This window comes from Alicyclobacillus cycloheptanicus (assembly GCF_028751525.1).
In the GTDB taxonomy this organism is placed as follows: domain Bacteria; phylum Bacillota; class Bacilli; order Alicyclobacillales; family Alicyclobacillaceae; genus Alicyclobacillus_L; species Alicyclobacillus_L cycloheptanicus.
Genome location: NZ_CP067097.1, coordinates 2902225 through 2916617 on the forward strand (window position 1 = coordinate 2902225; position 14393 = coordinate 2916617).

Here is a 14393-nt window from a genome sequence, read left to right on the forward strand (position 1 = left end):
CATGTCGCGACGCGTTGCGTTCGTTACAAGTGGGGCGAAGGGACTGGGGCACGCGACGGTCCGCGCGCTCTTTGAGGCCGAATGGGACGTCTGTTTTACATACGGGCGAAGCCGGGCAGAAGCCGAACAGTTGTTGGCACAAGCCCGCCGCCTGGGACGTCGAGCGGCCGCCTTGCAGGTGGATTTGTTGGACAAGCCGCAGGTGGAGCAGGCCGTACAAGCATGCCTGCAGGAATTTCACCACATTGACGCCGTGATTCACAACTTTGGCCCGTTCGTCTTCGAACGGCTGCCACTCGCTGTGTATACCGATGCACAGTGGAACCGCATGATGGACGGAAACCTGAACAACTTCTTTTGGATGTATCGGCTGACGGTCATGGGCATGCGCGAACGCCGGTTTGGCCGGTTTGTTACTGTTGGCAGCGACGGCGCAGCCACGGCTGCCGGGTGGCATTCGCGTGCAGCCTATGCAGCTGCCAAGTCCGGGTTGGCGTCGCTGACGCGGTCGATTGCCAAGGAAGAGCATGAATTCGGCATCACGGCGAATATGGTGTGCCCTGGCGACATCCGCGGAGACCTGAAGATGCGGACGATTGACGAAGTCGCGGTCCCTGGTGAACCGCCTGGCGCGCGTCCGCCGGTAGGGGAGGACGTGGCGCGCATGATCGCGTTTTTGTGCGACGACCGCAGCCAGCAAGTCAATGGTACCGTCGTGGAAGTCACGGGAGGACGAGAAATCCGGGCGCGCGACAGCCAGCACAACGAGTCGCAGAACGGGGGTTGAGCAGAAGGTCATGGCACATGCAGACAATTTGCGCAGGCATTTTCCGGCGGTGCGCACCGGAACCTACTTGAATACGGGCTCCTTTGGAGCGCTGCCCGACACGACCGTGCAGTTGATGCGGGACACCCTGCAGTGGCTCCTGGAAGAGGGGCGCCGCGCGGACAACTATAAAGAAGTGCTGCAGACGACGCACCAGCAAATTCGTGAACAACTGGCGCACCTGCTGCAGGTGCGCGCCGCCAGTATTGTGCTCACGGACAGCACGACGCACGGGTTGAACATCGTACTGTGGGGGCTGCCGCTGCAGGCGGGAGACGAGGTCATCGTCACGGATGTGGAACACGAAGGTGCGCTGCTGCCGGTTTACGTGCAACAGGCCCGCCGAGGCATCGTCGTTCGCGTTGTGGACGGAACGCTGCCGCCGGACGAGCTGTGTGCAGCCATCGACCGGGCGGTTACGCCGCGCACCCGGCTCATCCTCTGTTCGCATGTTTCGTACGCGACGGGGCATCGACTTCCGATTGAACAGATTGCCAAGGTTGCGCATGCCCGCCACGTACTCGTTGCGGTGGACGGTGCACAGGGCATGGGAGCGGAACCATTTTCATTGGCTGGCACCGAGATCGACTTTTACGCGTTCCCGGGACACAAGTGGTTGTGCGGGCCTGATGGGACGGGGGCATTGTACATCCGGCCGGACGTCCAATCCATGGTGCAGATGACCTACGCCGGGTCTCATTCGCTCGCGGCGGCGGACGCCTACAACCTGTCGGGGACGTTTCTGGCCTCGCCCACCGTTCAGCGGTATGAACACACCTTCGCGGACCTCGCGAAGTGGGTCGGGTGGCTGGAAAGCCTGCAGTTTTTGCGCGTGACCGTCGGCTGGGACTATGCGTACACCCGGGTGCAGGGGTTGTCCGGGCAGTTGATCGACGCCTTGCTGGATGTCGATCACGTTCGCATCGCCACGCCCCGCGACCGGCGCGCGGGCCTGATTCACTTTCAGATTCAGGGGATGAGCGCTGAACAGTTCGTGCGGGAAGCAGCGGAGCGTTCCTTGTACGTCAAGGCGATTCCCGGACGGCAGCTGGTGCGTGCCTCCACGGGCTTCTACAACGGCGACGACGATGTGGAGCGCCTGGTAACGTTGGTCAAGTCGAGCAAGGCTTCGTCGTGATGTGTTTCGGCGCTGTGCTGCGTCGCGCAGCGTTTCGTGGTGACGCTTAAGGCTCCAAGTCGTCCGAGCGGGATGCGGCAGAACGAGCATCATCCGCCGCCTTCGCGTGCCGCCGAATCCGGCTGACCAGCACGACTTCGAGCGCGATGGCAAACAGGACGCAGACCAGAAAATATAAGGGATGTTGTCGCATGGAGACGGCCTCCTTCGATGCTGGGTCCTTCGACGCGTGGTCCTTCAATGTGTGACGCCTTCCGTCCGCGCGGGCGCACACCGCCAGGCTCATCCAAGGTCGACGGACAGGCCCGGCGGCGGGTGGAGCGGGGCATTCGTTCTTGCGCCCGCTCGTTCACGCACGGACGCGAATGGCGCCGTTCTTGGTTTCGCAGTAAATGTGGATCTCGCGGTCTTCCGCGTCGCCGCTGGTGACGGGCCGTTGTTCAAACCGAGCGTGGCTCGGGCGGACGGACTCCTCTTGTTCAACCTGCAGGCTGTCGCCGGTGATTTGAATGCGTCCATTCATTGTTTTTGCCGTACCGATGCAGTGGACGTCCTGCGCAATCCCGTCAATCATGATCCTTCCATTCTTGGTGGCCGCGTATACACTTTTGGACTGAACGCCAATGCCGTTCTGTACTTCGATGCTGCCGTTCTCGACGGACAACCGCATCCGCTCGACATTCGTATCGTGCACCCAGACATTCCCGTTTACCGTGTCCATGAGGAGTTCGCGGGTCTCCAGCGTGTCTGCATGGACGCTGCCGTTGTGGGTCTTGCAGAGCACCCTGGGAAAGGGTTTGGGCACGTAGACGTCGATGTTGGCACTCATCACGCCCTCACGTTGGCCTTGCAGCACCACTAACTGATACGTTTCATCCGTTTGCTCGACTTGCATCGCGGCCTCCAGTGACCGCTTGGCCTCGCTGAGGCTCTCCGCCCGCACCTGGCCGCGAATGTGGATGCGAATGGTTGGCTCGTCCCAGGATGTGACCTGGATGCGGCCGTTTTTCGTCTCGACGGATACGGTCCGAATCGAGTCCGGCAGCGTGGCCTCCGTCGACGCCGACAAGGTGCTCCAGCCTGGATTGATGTTCCAGTTCTCCAGCTGCTGTTCAAACTGGCGGCGCACCTCACCGAGCGACTGGCTGACCACCGCCGTCACCTGCGTGCCGATTTGCTTCAAATCGTCCAGTTTCGGCTTTTCGAAATTCCCCAGGGCGGCGCGAAGCACGGAGTCCCTGGAGGAACGTCGTTCGAGTTCCGAGATGAGCATTTCCGCTTGGTCGACAGTCAGCTTCCCTTCTTGAACCAGCCGGAGAATGCGCTTGCGTTCTTCGTTCATCACTGTTTCTCTCCTTTCAGCAGTTCGATCGCGTCTTCAAAGGTGAGTTCCCCGGAATCGAGTCCGTCCAGGACCTCATTCGCCGTATTGCGGACGGGCGCCGCATCGCTGGCTGGAACCGGATAGCCCATCGCCTGAATAACTTGGTCCAATCGGGATCGAACCGTTGGGTAGGAGATTTTCAGGTCGCGTTCGACTTCCTTGATGTTGCCTCTGCACCGCAGGAACACTTCCACGAACTGCAGCTGCTCGACACTCAATCGATGCAGTCCGGGCGTGTCAAAGGCACCTTGCACCCGCGTGCTGCAAACCGGGCACGCGAGTTCTGTCACAATCATCCGGCTGCTGCACGCTGGGCAGTTGACCGGGATGGGATAATTGGCGGCATCGTTTCGCCGGTCGTGAAATCGGGAAATCCTCCTTCTGACCATGCAAACCACCCTTTCCTGTTGACTGGATTTATTTCATATCATAAAAACAAAACTTAATATCGTCAACATTGACATTAAAAAAATCAATGTTTGACCTGCTGTTAGGGTGCCTTTGCAGCGTGCGATGTATCCCTCCGAAAGCCGCGCTGGACCCACGCGTTCGAGACCACGTCTTCGGCTGTACGGATTGGGCAGGTTTGCCTATCCTGCACGGCGGCGACGTGCCATAATAGAGATGGGAGACACAAGGAGATTCAACCCGGGGAGGGAACGGGGAAATGGAGATTCATCAAATCGGTGTGGTTGGCGCGGGCACGATGGGCGCGGGCATCGCGCAGACAGCCGCCGCTGCGGGGTATCAGGTGCTGTTGTTCGACATCAGTGCGGATGCGGTGGAACGCGCGCTTACGCAAATCACGAACCGGCTGGCGCACGAAGTCAGACGTGACCGGATGACGCAGGAAGCCAGTGACGCGCTGCTCCGCCGTCTGCGCCCATGCAGGGACATTCGTGAGTTTCACAATGCCCAGTATGTCATCGAAGCGGCGACCGAGAAGATGGAGGTCAAAAAGTCGCTGTTTCGTGAACTCGACCAGGTTTGCCGCCCGGAGACCGTGCTGGCAACCAACACCTCCGGCCTGTCCATCACGGAGATTGCGTCGGCCACCGAGCGTCCGGATCTCGTCGTCGGTACGCACTTTTTCAACCCAGTGCCGGTGATGAAACTGGTCGAGATTATCCGCGGCCAAGAGACGTCGGAAGATGCCGTGGACGTGGCGCGGGAAGTGTGCCTGCGCATGGGCAAGGAGTGCATCGATGTCAAGGAAGCCCCGTTGTTTGTGGTGAACCGCATTTTGGTCCCCATGCTGAACGAGGCAATTTTCGTCCTCCAGGAAGGGCTGGCGAGCCCGGAAGACATTGATAAGGGCATGCGGCTGGGGGCGAATCACCCAATTGGTCCGCTTGCCTTGGCGGATATGGTGGGGCTGGACACCTTGCTGTTCGTGGCGGAGACGCTGTTCGAGGAGACGGGTGACCCAAAATACCGGCCAGCGCCGCTCTTGCGCCAGATGGTGCGCGCGGGCAAACTGGGACGGAAAAACGGGCGTGGGTTCTATACATACGATGAAGCCTGAACCGGGAGGAATGAGCATGGCCAAAGCAGTCTACCTCATCGACGGTGCACGGACGCCGTTTGGCAGTTACGGCGGGTCGTTTACGCAGGTGACCGCGACGCAGCTCGGCGTCGCGGCCGCGAAGGCTGCACTCGAGCGGTCGGGTGTCAGTCCGCAGCAAGTGGATAACGTGGTGTTTGGCAACGTGATCCAGTCGCACAACGGCGCTGCGTACATCGCCCGCCACATCGCGCTGGACGCGGGCGTACCAGAGGAAGTCCCCGCGCTGACGGTGAATCGTCTGTGCGGGTCCGGGCTGCAAGCCGTGGTCACCGCGGCCAAGGACATCCTGTTGGGCGACAGCGAGGTCGCACTGGCGGGCGGCGCGGAAAACATGAGCCAGACCCCGTACCTGCTGCGGGGCGCGCGATTTGGCATGCGCATGGGTGACGGCGTGGCGACCGATATGCTGACGGAAGTCCTGACGGACTGCCGAGGGAACATCCCAATGGGCATCACGGCGGAAAATCTGGCGAAGCGGTACAACATCTCCCGTGAGGCGCAGGACGAGTTCGCACTGCTCAGCCATCAACGGGCCGCCGCAGCGCGGGCGAACGGCCGTTTTGCAAAAGAAATTGTGCCTGTCACCCTTGCGGGCAAGCGAGGCGAAACGGTGGTGGACGCCGACGAACACATCCGGCCGGATACGACGCTGGAGGGGCTGGCGCGGCTGAAACCTGCATTTGACCGCGAAGGGACGGTGACTGCGGGCAACGCGAGCGGTATCAACGATGGCGCCGCCGCGGTCGTGATTGCCTCGGAGGAAGCGGTGCAAGCGAACGGCTGGAAGCCCGCGGCCCGCATCGTGGGTTACGGCGTGTCCGGCGTGGACCCTGCGTATATGGGCATCGGGCCGGTGCCAGCGATTCGGAAGGCGCTGGCGCACGCGGGACTCGCTGCGGAGCAGATTGCCTTGTGGGAAGTAAATGAGGCGTTTGCCGCACAGTATCTGAGTGTCGAGCAGGAACTTGGCTTGCCAAGGGAGCGGACGAACGTGAACGGCGGGGCGATTGCACTCGGCCACCCTGTGGGCGCCAGCGGCACCCGCGTTCTCCTCACGCTTGCGTATGAATTGCGCGAACGGGGTGAGCAGTACGGCGTGGCGTCCCTGTGTATCGGCGGGGGCCAGGGCATCGCGATGGTCATTGAGGCGGTTTGAGCAACCGTAAGCAGCAAGTGTGTGCTTCTTTCGATGAACGGGTGGCGAACCAAACGTCATCCGTTCATGCATTCTCTGCCCGCAGCCGTTCATCAGGGGGGTTCCCGGCCTTCACCATCTTTGCGGCTGCGGCCGCTTCACGTCGCCTGTAAGCCCCCTCGTCTCAGGCCTTTCGGATACAGGTTGTTGATCCGTCCGCTCACCCGCTTGCCCCAGCCTGCGGGCAGGCCGTCGATGTGGCACCAGGTATAACCGCTGTCCGGTCCTCGTGCACCCCTGTCATCCGCCGCAGGCAGGGCCTGCCCAGCGAAGTAGTCGCAGGCTGCGGCTGCGTCGAGGGCGAGCAAACGGCCGCCAAATGGATTTCCTTCAAGCCCCGTGACCGCCATGGCCCACGGGTGATGCGGTTCAAAGCGGCCGTTTTTCTGGATCGCCATGCAGATGCCAGGGCGCAGCACGCGCAAGCCGTCGAGCGGCAGTTCGCCGGCCGTGTCCGTGAACAGGGCGTCGCCGCCAAGCCGCGGGGTCAGCCAGGCTTCGGGCAGCGGGCCTGTCGTCATGTCGCGCAGCCAGGCTTGCCACTCGCGCTGTGCCCGGACGGACAGGCGCACCAGCGTGGATGGGCCTTTATCCCGCCGGTTCCCCGCCCGAGATGCTGGGTTCGCGGGCATTGCGCCGCCGCCCGCTGTGTCGTTCGGTGCGCGGCCGGTGTCGTCCGGCTTTTGCAGCAGGGCGATAAAATGCCCTTCGCCGCGCCCGCGGTGGGGCCACAGGCGGCGTGCGTGGGACAAATCGGCATGCCCCGAAAGCCCCGTACCGCCAACCGGCACTTCTCCCGCGGCAAGGCCCCCTGCCCAGTCGGGCCGCGCTTCGTCCCAGCCAGGCCAGTGCGGCAGCGGCAGCACCACCAGACCATGTCTCTGCACCAGCCAGGCGATGGTTTGCTCGTTTTCGACCGGGTTGAAGGTGCAGGTGGAATAGACCAGCCGGCCGCCGGGGCGCAGCAGGAGCACGGCCGCGTCGAGGATCTCCCGCTGACGAGCCGCGCACACGTCGGGGCTGTCCGGGGACCATGCCGTGCGTGCGTCGGGATCTTTCCGGAACATGCCTTCCCCTGAACACGGCGCATCGACCAGAATCGCGTCAAAGACGCCCGGCCAGCGTGCCGCCAGCCGCTTTGGCGACTCGTTGGTGATGACCGCCGGGATGCCCAGGCGCTCGAGGTTCTGCCCGAGAATGCGCACGCGCATCGGGTGGATCTCATTGGCGACGAGGATCCCGGTCCCGCCCAGCCGCTGCGCCAGCGCGGTGGTCTTGCCGCCCGGCGCAGCGCACAGGTCGAGCACGCGCTCACCCGGCTGCACGTCCAGTGCCGCGGCGGCCGCCATGGCCGAGGGTTCCTGCAGGTAGTACGCGCCCGTTTCGTGGTACACCAGTTTGCCCAAGGGGGCGTCGTCATCCATGTAAAAGGCGTCCGGCCACCACGGTACCGGATCCCGCAGGTATTGCGCGACCGCAGCCGGCACGGGGAGGCGGCCGGGCGCCGTGTGTGCGCGCGGCGCGTCGGAATGGGACGCCGCGCCAGGATAGGACGCCGCGCCAGGATAGGACGCCGCGCCGGATGGGGCGGGGGAGACGGCCGTGATCCGGTGCAGGCGCACCCCGCGCAGCGCGCGATGGTACAAGGCGTCCCGAAACGCTGCCCACTCGGCGCCCAGCCAGCGCTGCATTTGCTGTTCAAACGCCTCCGGCAGGCGCGGTTCGTTTGGCGATCGCGCTTCGTCTTGCATGCCAATTCCTCCGTTCACGCGCACTTGTGCAGGTGGAAACTGTCGATGGTCCTGCCCTTTGTGCATTCCGCACACAGTTCGTGATTCCGCACAATAGCATAGCACGCTGGAACCAGCCGCCCAAGCGCATCCAGACAACCTGCTGCTAGAGGCGCCTGGGCACACGCCCAGGCTGGGGCGCATAGGGTAGGGAGAGTCCGACGGAAGCGAGGGAGAACCATGCCGCGGAAGGTCACGTTTGAGGCGACCATTGCAGCGATTGAAATCAAAAATGTCGAGGGTGGCATTGTGAATATCGGCCAATCATTCCAGCGGCGGATGAGGCGGCAAGGGCCCGTCATGCCGCCGGATGGACCGGAACGGCCCGGGTCCACCCGTACTGCGGGGATGCCCGGTACGGACATGGGGATGCCTGAGAGCGCAGACGGGGCGCCCGGGACACCAGAGACGTGGGGCCCGCGCGACAAGAGGACGTGGTACGGATGAATCTTCCGTGGGAAGAATGCCCGCCGAATGATTTGAATGAGCTGGTGTTGCAGGTTCAGTGGCTCGCGCACCGGGTCCGGGTGCTGGAGTCCGAGTTGGAGCGCCAGCGCCAGCAGCTGGGCCTGCACAACTTGCGCAAGATTCAATATCACATTGGCAAGCTGTACGTCAAAGAGTTGAGTGGAACATTGAACATCGGGATCGCGAGTACAGACGCGGGCGGCTTCGGAATCTCGGCCGTGGGCGCGCAGCCGCTTGCCGGGGAGCCGGACCTGCGCGGACCCGCGGACGATGACGCATGGCCGTGGGATGGATAGGCAGCGGGATGGTCGGGAGCCGGCGAGATGGATTGGGCGGGCGAGATCTGGTAAGATTGCTGACGTACTTTCGAGAAAGGGGCGGAGGCAATTGCCGACGAAACCATCCAAGGAGCTCGTTGTCGTTCCAAATCCACATCCAGACACGGTTTATGATGTTGAGATGAATTGTCCGGAATTCACCACCCTCTGTCCGATGACAGGGCAGCCGGATTTTGCGACGATTTCTATTCATTATCAACCAAAAAATCACATCGTAGAGTTGAAATCGTTGAAACTCTACCTGTGGAGTTTTCGCGATGAAGGACATTTTCACGAGGATGTCACGAACATCATCCTGAACGACTTCGTCAACGCGGCCAAACCGCGCTACGCCAAAGTCACCGGGGATTTCTGGGTCCGCGGGGGGATCGCGACGAAGGTGACGGTGGAGTATCGCGATCCGGAGACCAAAGCGTAAGCCTGGCGGCACGGGGTGATGGGTGGTAGGTGTGGAGTTTGCGCCGGTGGGCGGTGGTGCGCGGTGGGTGCCGGGTAACGCTAGGGAATGAAAGGCTCCCTAAGGTGCCGTGCCAAGGCGGCGACAGGGCGAGATTGGGAACGAAAGGTTCCTAAACGCCCGGCACTTTGCACCGCGTGGGTAACGCTAGGGAATGAAAGGCTCCCTAAGGTGGCGTGCCAAGGCGGCGCCGGCACGAGATTGGGAACGAAAGGCTCCTAAACGCCCGGCACTTTGCACGGCATGGGTGCCGCTAGGGAACGAAAGGCTCCCTAAGGTGCCGTGCCAAGGCGGCGTCGGCACGAGATTGGGAACGAAAGGCTCCTAAACGCCCGGCACTTGACGCCGCGTGGGTGCCGCTAGGGAATGAAAGGCTCCTAAACGCCCGGCACTTGACGCCGCGTGGGTAACGCTAGGGAATGAAAGGCTCCCTAAGGTGCCGTGCCAAGGCGGCGTCGGCACGAGATTGGGAATGAAAGGCTCCCTAAGGTGCCGTGCCGAGGCGGCGCCGGCACGAGATTGGGAATGAAAGGCTCCCTAAGGTGCCGTGCCAAGGCGGCGTCGGCACGAGATTGGGAACGAAAGGCTCCCTATGCCTGACCTCCTGGCGGTCAGACGGGGCGGACTGGCCACCTGTGCCCGCACCCCGCCAGCCCACGCCAGCCCACGCCAGCCCACGCCAGCCCACGCCAGCCCACGCCAGCCCACGCCAGCCCACGCCAGCCCACGCCAGCCCACGCCAGCCCACGCCAGCCCACGCCAGCCCACACTTCACCACCCCGCCAGCCCGCCCACGCCTCCGGGCCCGCGTCGATCCCGCTCTTCCTCACGCACTCACTCCGCTTCTTCCGCTGCCTGCTCTGCGCCCGGTCGATGGGGCACGATGGACTGAACCTGGTTTTGCTCGTCGACGAAGACGACGTTCGCCGTCAGGTTTGACCACTCGCTGTCGGTCACGTAGCCGAGCGACAGAATGATGACCTGGTCGCCTGGCTGAAACAGGCGTGCCGGCGGGCCGTTGAGGCACAGCGTGCCGGATCCGCGCGCGCCTTCGATGGCGTATGTATGCCACAGGGCTCCATTCGACAGATTGGTGATTTGCACCATTTCAAACGGCAAAATATTGGCGGCCTCCATGAGCGCTTGGTCGATGGTCACGCTGCCCATGTAGTTCAGGTCTGCCTGCGTCACGGTGGCTCGGTGAATCTTCCCTTTACATACCCGTCTGATCACGGTTGGCCCTCCCTCACATACTGCCTTCTCATTCTTTCTCCACATTGTAGTGTATGCGTAAACTTCCGCCGCCTGCTTGGGCGGCTCGCCTGGGCATTCGCATAGACGCGCCAATCCGGCCCTTCATAAGGTGCAGGAGGACACAGGGAGGTGACGCACTGTGGCATCCCCGGATAAGTGGATTGGCGTCGCCACCACCGTGATCGCCAAACGTCGACCGTCCGCAGGCGAGTCTGTGCTGCGCCCACCCATTTACTACTGCTGGATGGCGCAGCGCGCCTATGAACGAGGATTTCACCTGGTCTTGTTCGATCCCGACGCCGTCCACTGGCAAGAACGCCGCGTGAGTGGCTGGACCCCGGTTGACGCATCCAATCCCTTCGGATCCTGGAAGAAGACGCAGACACCGTTGCCCGCGGCGATTTACGAAAACGTCTTTGTGCATCTCGCCATGCGCGGGCGCTGCCGGGGGCTTCGGAAGATGGCGCGGATACAGGCCATTCCGCTGTTCAATCCACCTATGCCGGACAAGTGGCGCATTCTGCGGCTGCTGCGCGCGAGAGACGTCCGCGTGTACGTCCCGGAGACCCTGCGCTTGTCCGACCCAACGGCCGCCGTTGCGCAAATTAAGCAGTGGGGCGTCGCCTACGTGAAACCCATCGGCGGCTATGGCGGAATGGGGGTTACGAGAGTCGAGGCGCTGCCGGACGACAGCTTCCGGGTCTCGATGGATCGAACCACACAAGGTGTTCGCCCGTCCCGGCGCGTCGTGTCGGAAGCGTCGCTGCGAACGTGGCTGAAGACACGCACCAAGCGGCCCCACATCTTGCAGCGTGGGATTTCGCTGCTGACGCTGGACGGACGACGGGTGGACTTTCGCGTGGCTTGTCAACGAGACGGAAACGGGAAATGGCAGGTGGTCGCCATTGTACCGAAACTCGCGGTGCGCGGAGGCGCGGTTTCCAACATTCGAGCAGGCGGATCAAAAGTGTCGCTTGAGGCCTGCCAGCAAATGGCCGAGCGGGCTGGTAAGCGCATCCCGGTCGAGGCGCTGGAACGGTGTGCGCTTCGCATCGCCGGCATCTTGAGCCGGCAACAGCCGCGATGCGGGATTGTGGGCTTCGATCTCGGTGTGGATGAGTCTTTGCGGGTATGGTTCATCGAAGCAAATCCGAAGCCGGCCAGGTCGCTGCTGTCGGACGTACAACGCCGCCGTTCCGCGCAGTTGAATGCGGACTTTGCCTGCTGCTTAGCAACTTCATCGAATTGATGTGCCGGTTCAACAGACACCTGTTCTCATACGAGACAACATAGTATACTGGGAATCAAATCATGCCTGCTGTGAGCGGGCATTTTCCATTGAACGGGCATTTTCCAGGTCGAGCGGCTGCAAACGTCTGATGCAAGAAGCAGGGGATTGGGTATGGTTGGCGTATGGATATGGCACCTTGTCGCGGGGTTTCTGGGCGTCCTGTTCAGCGTGAGTATTTTTTATCAGAAGCTCGAGTCTGTGTTTTCCGTGTATCGCAAGCTGGCGCCAGAAGAAGTGGTGCGGATGGTCGATGCCGCCGGCAGAGACATGAGCCAGGAAGAGCAAAACGCGTTTATTGTCTTTTACAATGGGTTGTCGTTCATTGGGAAGAGTGACCGTTGGGCGGACGAGGCGCTGGACCGGGGGGTCCGCGTCTATCTCCGCGACGGGGAGGAACTGCACATTGTGAATGGGGAACGTTTTTTCGAGGTGGAACGTACCAAACGGAATCAAAAAAAGGTATATTTTAAACTGTTTGGTACGAGTACGTCCCAGTCCACGCAGACGTGAGAAAGGACGACCAGCATGGATGCACCGCGGATTCTGATTGTCGAAGACGAAGAACATCTCGCCGAATTTATTGCCTTGGAACTGAAGCACGAAGGGTACGCCGTCGAAGTGGCGACGGACGGCAGGGACGGACTCGATAAGGCGCTCTCCGAAGAATGGAGTCTGCTCTTGCTTGACATCATGCTGCCCGAAATCAGCGGGCTGGAGATTTGTCGGCGCGTTCGGGCCAGCAAGGACGTGCCTATCATCATGCTGACCGCCCGCCATGCGGTCCCCGACCGGGTGGCGGGGTTGGACGCCGGCGCCGACGACTATCTTGGAAAACCGTTCGCCATCGAGGAACTGCTTGCCCGCATCCGCGTGTTGCTGCGAAGAAGGGGCCATGACCGGGAAGAGGAAGTGGAGCTGTTCGCGGACGACTTGACGATGAACCTTGCCACGCACGAGGTGAAACGGTTTGGACAAGCCATCTCGCTGACGGTTCGCGAGTTTTCCCTGCTCGAAATGTTTCTGAGAAACAAGAACCGGGTGTTAACCCGAGACCAGATTCTGGAGAAAGTGTGGGGCTACGACTTCGTGGGTGAAACCAACGTCGTGGATGTGTATGTTCGGTACCTGCGGCATAAAATCGATGTACCCTTCGGAACGCAGCTGATTCAGACGGTTCGGGGTGTTGGGTACATCTTAAAGACCGCTGATCAGACATGAAAACCCGGGTCACGGTGCTGACGTCAGTGGTGCTGTGCGTCATCTTGCTGGTGCTCGACGGGTTCATATACCTTACCCTGCACGTGCGGCTGATGAAGATTGAAGAGGCGGCGGTGCTGTCCAAGGCGCAGAGCATCGCCCAGTCGATGACCAATGCGCCGCTGTCGCAGCAGCCGTTCTTGTTTACGAACCGCACGTCATCACCCACGTCACCGGATGACTTGACCGACCACCGGACCTGGCTGCGTCAGTACGGAGCGTTCGGACAAGAAATTCTGATTGTCACCACCAATCACCAGGTGTTGGCCCAAATCGGACGGGGCGACCCTAACGCCCTCTTGACGGAATTTGCGAGCCTGCAGCATCCAGGGGACCAGACAGTTCATCAGCTGCCGAATTCGACCTTGTTTGTGTCGGTGCCTTATTACAGCACGAATGGGCACAGCGTCACCGGCTACGTGCTGTTGGAATCCGACATCTCGCAGGTCACCACATACATGCATAACCTGCTGGTCTTGCTGCTGTCGGGATCGGTCGGCGCGGTTCTGCTCGCGGCGCTGGGCGGATATGTGGTCTCGGCCTTTGCCGTTCGCCCCATTAACCAGATGATTCGAACGGTCCAGCGCATCCAGTTCGGCCACCTCAATGAACGCGTGGCTGAGCCGCGCGGCCGCGACGAAGTTGCACGGCTGGCTTCCACCTTTAATCAAATGTTGACGCGCATGGAACGCAGCTTCGAACAGCAGACCCGCTTTGTGACGGACGCTTCGCACGAAATCCTGACACCGCTGACGACGATCCAAGGGTATGTGAATTTGTTAGATCGCTGGGGCAAAGACTCTCCTGAAGTGTTGGAGAAGGCGATTCGGGCGCTCCAGAACGAGTCCACGCGCCTGCAGGAGCTGGCGGACGATTTGCTGACGTTGGCCGCGGTGGAATCGGCTACCAAGAGCATGGACAAGCGCGCCAACGTGGTACAGATTGTCGAAGAGGTGGTCGAATCCGCCATCGCTCATCGCCCGGAGGCCACGGTTCTGAAAGACGTGCAGGGGACGCCCGTGGCCGCTGTGGCGCCCTCGCAGCTGCGACAAATTTTGGTGAACCTCGTGGAAAACGCGCTGAAGTACAGTGACCCGCCGGCGCACATCCGTATTGCCGCAGCGGCGCAGGGCGCACAGGTCGAACTTCGCGTGGAAGACCAGGGTCAAGGGATTCCGCCGGAAGACCTGCCGTACATTTTCGACCGGTTCTACCGTGTGGACAAGTCGCGGGGCAGACGCGAAGGCGGGACAGGCCTGGGGTTGTCGATTGTGAAGGAAATCGTCGAAACGTACCGCGGCGACATTCAAGTGGAAAGCAAGCTCGGAGTTGGGACGACCTTTACCGTCATCCTGCCGGCGGTGGGTTCTGACGTCCAACAGGGATAAACCGGTCATTCGCCAAATGCTTCTCATTGTTTTCAAATGC

17 protein-coding genes are annotated in these 14393 nt (G+C 61.6%); 11 read left to right on the forward strand and 6 right to left on the reverse strand.

The features are described from left to right. Position 1: 1 nt before the first annotated feature. The gene (locus JI721_RS13335; RefSeq protein ID WP_274455359.1) at positions 2 to 787 is read left to right on the forward strand and encodes an SDR family oxidoreductase; all 786 of its coding nucleotides are present in this window, start codon (positions 2 to 4) and stop codon (positions 785 to 787) included. 10 nt (positions 788 to 797) lie between these two features. Next, a complete protein-coding gene (locus JI721_RS13340) occupies positions 798 to 1964 on the forward strand; it encodes an aminotransferase class V-fold PLP-dependent enzyme (protein ID WP_274455360.1) in 1167 nt (388 codons plus the stop codon). 46 nt (positions 1965 to 2010) lie between these two features. Here the strand turns inward: JI721_RS13340 and JI721_RS13345 are convergent, their stop codons facing one another. From JI721_RS13345 to JI721_RS13355, 3 genes are all read right to left on the reverse strand, one after another. After that, positions 2011 to 2157 carry a hypothetical protein gene (locus tag JI721_RS13345; protein WP_274455361.1) on the reverse strand — a complete coding sequence of 49 codons (147 nt, stop codon included), beginning with the start codon at positions 2155 to 2157 and terminating at the stop codon, positions 2011 to 2013. Positions 2158 to 2313: 156 nt separating this feature from the next. Then, positions 2314 to 3306 (reverse strand): SHOCT-like domain-containing protein, encoded by a 993-nt coding sequence (locus JI721_RS13350; RefSeq protein ID WP_274455362.1) that lies wholly within the window; start codon positions 3304 to 3306, stop codon positions 2314 to 2316. After that, a complete protein-coding gene (locus JI721_RS13355; protein ID WP_274455363.1) occupies positions 3306 to 3737 on the reverse strand; it encodes a DUF2089 domain-containing protein in 432 nt (143 codons plus the stop codon). Before JI721_RS13355 ends, JI721_RS13350 begins: the two co-directional genes overlap by 1 nt. Before the next feature lie 278 nt (positions 3738 to 4015). Between JI721_RS13355 and JI721_RS13360 the strand changes: the two genes are divergently transcribed. Both JI721_RS13360 and JI721_RS13365 read left to right on the forward strand, forming a co-directional pair. After that, positions 4016 to 4873 (forward strand): 3-hydroxybutyryl-CoA dehydrogenase, encoded by an 858-nt coding sequence (locus tag JI721_RS13360; RefSeq protein WP_274455364.1) that lies wholly within the window; start codon positions 4016 to 4018, stop codon positions 4871 to 4873. Between the two features lie 16 nt (positions 4874 to 4889). Then, positions 4890 to 6071 carry an acetyl-CoA C-acetyltransferase gene (locus JI721_RS13365; protein WP_274455365.1) on the forward strand — a complete coding sequence of 394 codons (1182 nt, stop codon included), beginning with the start codon at positions 4890 to 4892 and terminating at the stop codon, positions 6069 to 6071. 137 nt (positions 6072 to 6208) lie between these two features. On the opposite strand, the gene JI721_RS13370 is transcribed toward JI721_RS13365, so the two are convergent. Next, positions 6209 to 7861 (reverse strand): RsmF rRNA methyltransferase first C-terminal domain-containing protein, encoded by a 1653-nt coding sequence (locus tag JI721_RS13370; protein WP_274455366.1) that lies wholly within the window; start codon positions 7859 to 7861, stop codon positions 6209 to 6211. 219 nt (positions 7862 to 8080) lie between these two features. Here JI721_RS13370 and JI721_RS13375 point away from each other — a divergent pair, with 219 nt between their 5' ends. The 3 genes from JI721_RS13375 (at position 8081) to queF (ending at position 9124) form a co-directional block, all read left to right on the forward strand. Further along, complete coding sequence (locus tag JI721_RS13375) at positions 8081 to 8347, forward strand: hypothetical protein (RefSeq protein ID WP_274455367.1); 267 nt, start codon at positions 8081 to 8083, stop codon at positions 8345 to 8347. Further along, positions 8344 to 8664 (forward strand): spore germination protein GerPC, encoded by a 321-nt coding sequence (gene gerPC, locus JI721_RS13380; RefSeq protein ID WP_274455368.1) that lies wholly within the window; start codon positions 8344 to 8346, stop codon positions 8662 to 8664. The genes JI721_RS13375 and gerPC overlap by 4 nt, the downstream gene beginning before the upstream one ends. 91 nt (positions 8665 to 8755) lie before the next feature. Continuing rightward, positions 8756 to 9124: a preQ(1) synthase gene (queF, locus tag JI721_RS13385; RefSeq protein WP_322790934.1), complete on the forward strand. Its 369-nt coding sequence runs from the start codon at positions 8756 to 8758 to the stop codon at positions 9122 to 9124. 650 nt (positions 9125 to 9774) lie between these two features. On the opposite strand, the gene JI721_RS13390 is transcribed toward queF, so the two are convergent. Further along, positions 9775 to 9993: a hypothetical protein gene (locus JI721_RS13390; protein ID WP_274455369.1), complete on the reverse strand. Its 219-nt coding sequence runs from the start codon at positions 9991 to 9993 to the stop codon at positions 9775 to 9777. A gap of 4 nt (positions 9994 to 9997) precedes the next feature. Continuing rightward, positions 9998 to 10396 (reverse strand): aspartate 1-decarboxylase, encoded by a 399-nt coding sequence (gene panD, locus JI721_RS13395; RefSeq protein ID WP_274455370.1) that lies wholly within the window; start codon positions 10394 to 10396, stop codon positions 9998 to 10000. A 160-nt stretch (positions 10397 to 10556) separates the two neighbouring features. Between panD and JI721_RS13400 the strand changes: the two genes are divergently transcribed. From JI721_RS13400 to JI721_RS13415, 4 genes are all read left to right on the forward strand, one after another. Then, the gene (locus JI721_RS13400; protein WP_274455371.1) at positions 10557 to 11666 is read left to right on the forward strand and encodes a YheC/YheD family endospore coat-associated protein; all 1110 of its coding nucleotides are present in this window, start codon (positions 10557 to 10559) and stop codon (positions 11664 to 11666) included. Positions 11667 to 11819: 153 nt separating this feature from the next. Then, on the forward strand, positions 11820 to 12218 hold the full coding sequence (locus tag JI721_RS13405) for a hypothetical protein (protein ID WP_274455372.1): 399 nt from the start codon (positions 11820 to 11822) through the stop codon (positions 12216 to 12218). 15 nt (positions 12219 to 12233) lie between these two features. Beyond that, a complete protein-coding gene (locus JI721_RS13410) occupies positions 12234 to 12926 on the forward strand; it encodes a response regulator transcription factor (RefSeq protein ID WP_274455373.1) in 693 nt (230 codons plus the stop codon). Next, positions 12923 to 14353: a sensor histidine kinase gene (locus tag JI721_RS13415; protein ID WP_274455374.1), complete on the forward strand. Its 1431-nt coding sequence runs from the start codon at positions 12923 to 12925 to the stop codon at positions 14351 to 14353. The genes JI721_RS13410 and JI721_RS13415 overlap by 4 nt, the downstream gene beginning before the upstream one ends. The last annotated feature ends 40 nt before the right edge of the window (positions 14354 to 14393 follow it).

What these genes read in the sequence shown, in the direction of transcription:
- JI721_RS13340 (WP_274455360.1), top strand. Translation starts at nt 798, where the DNA reads ATGGCACATGCAGACAATTTGCGCAGGCATTTTCCGGCGGTGCGCACC.
- JI721_RS13355 (WP_274455363.1), bottom strand. Translation starts at nt 3,737, where the DNA reads ATGGTCAGAAGGAGGATTTCCCGATTTCACGACCGGCGAAACGATGCC.
- JI721_RS13345 (WP_274455361.1), bottom strand. Translation starts at nt 2,157, where the DNA reads ATGCGACAACATCCCTTATATTTTCTGGTCTGCGTCCTGTTTGCCATC.
- JI721_RS13365 (WP_274455365.1), top strand. Translation starts at nt 4,890, where the DNA reads ATGGCCAAAGCAGTCTACCTCATCGACGGTGCACGGACGCCGTTTGGC.
- JI721_RS13360 (WP_274455364.1), top strand. Translation starts at nt 4,016, where the DNA reads ATGGAGATTCATCAAATCGGTGTGGTTGGCGCGGGCACGATGGGCGCG.
- JI721_RS13335 (WP_274455359.1), top strand. Translation starts at nt 2, where the DNA reads ATGTCGCGACGCGTTGCGTTCGTTACAAGTGGGGCGAAGGGACTGGGG.
- JI721_RS13350 (WP_274455362.1), bottom strand. Translation starts at nt 3,306, where the DNA reads ATGAACGAAGAACGCAAGCGCATTCTCCGGCTGGTTCAAGAAGGGAAG.
- JI721_RS13405 (WP_274455372.1), top strand. Translation starts at nt 11,820, where the DNA reads ATGGTTGGCGTATGGATATGGCACCTTGTCGCGGGGTTTCTGGGCGTC.
- gerPC (WP_274455368.1), top strand. Translation starts at nt 8,344, where the DNA reads ATGAATCTTCCGTGGGAAGAATGCCCGCCGAATGATTTGAATGAGCTG.
- JI721_RS13415 (WP_274455374.1), top strand. Translation starts at nt 12,923, where the DNA reads ATGAAAACCCGGGTCACGGTGCTGACGTCAGTGGTGCTGTGCGTCATC.
- JI721_RS13370 (WP_274455366.1), bottom strand. Translation starts at nt 7,861, where the DNA reads ATGCAAGACGAAGCGCGATCGCCAAACGAACCGCGCCTGCCGGAGGCG.
- JI721_RS13410 (WP_274455373.1), top strand. Translation starts at nt 12,234, where the DNA reads ATGGATGCACCGCGGATTCTGATTGTCGAAGACGAAGAACATCTCGCC.
- JI721_RS13375 (WP_274455367.1), top strand. Translation starts at nt 8,081, where the DNA reads ATGCCGCGGAAGGTCACGTTTGAGGCGACCATTGCAGCGATTGAAATC.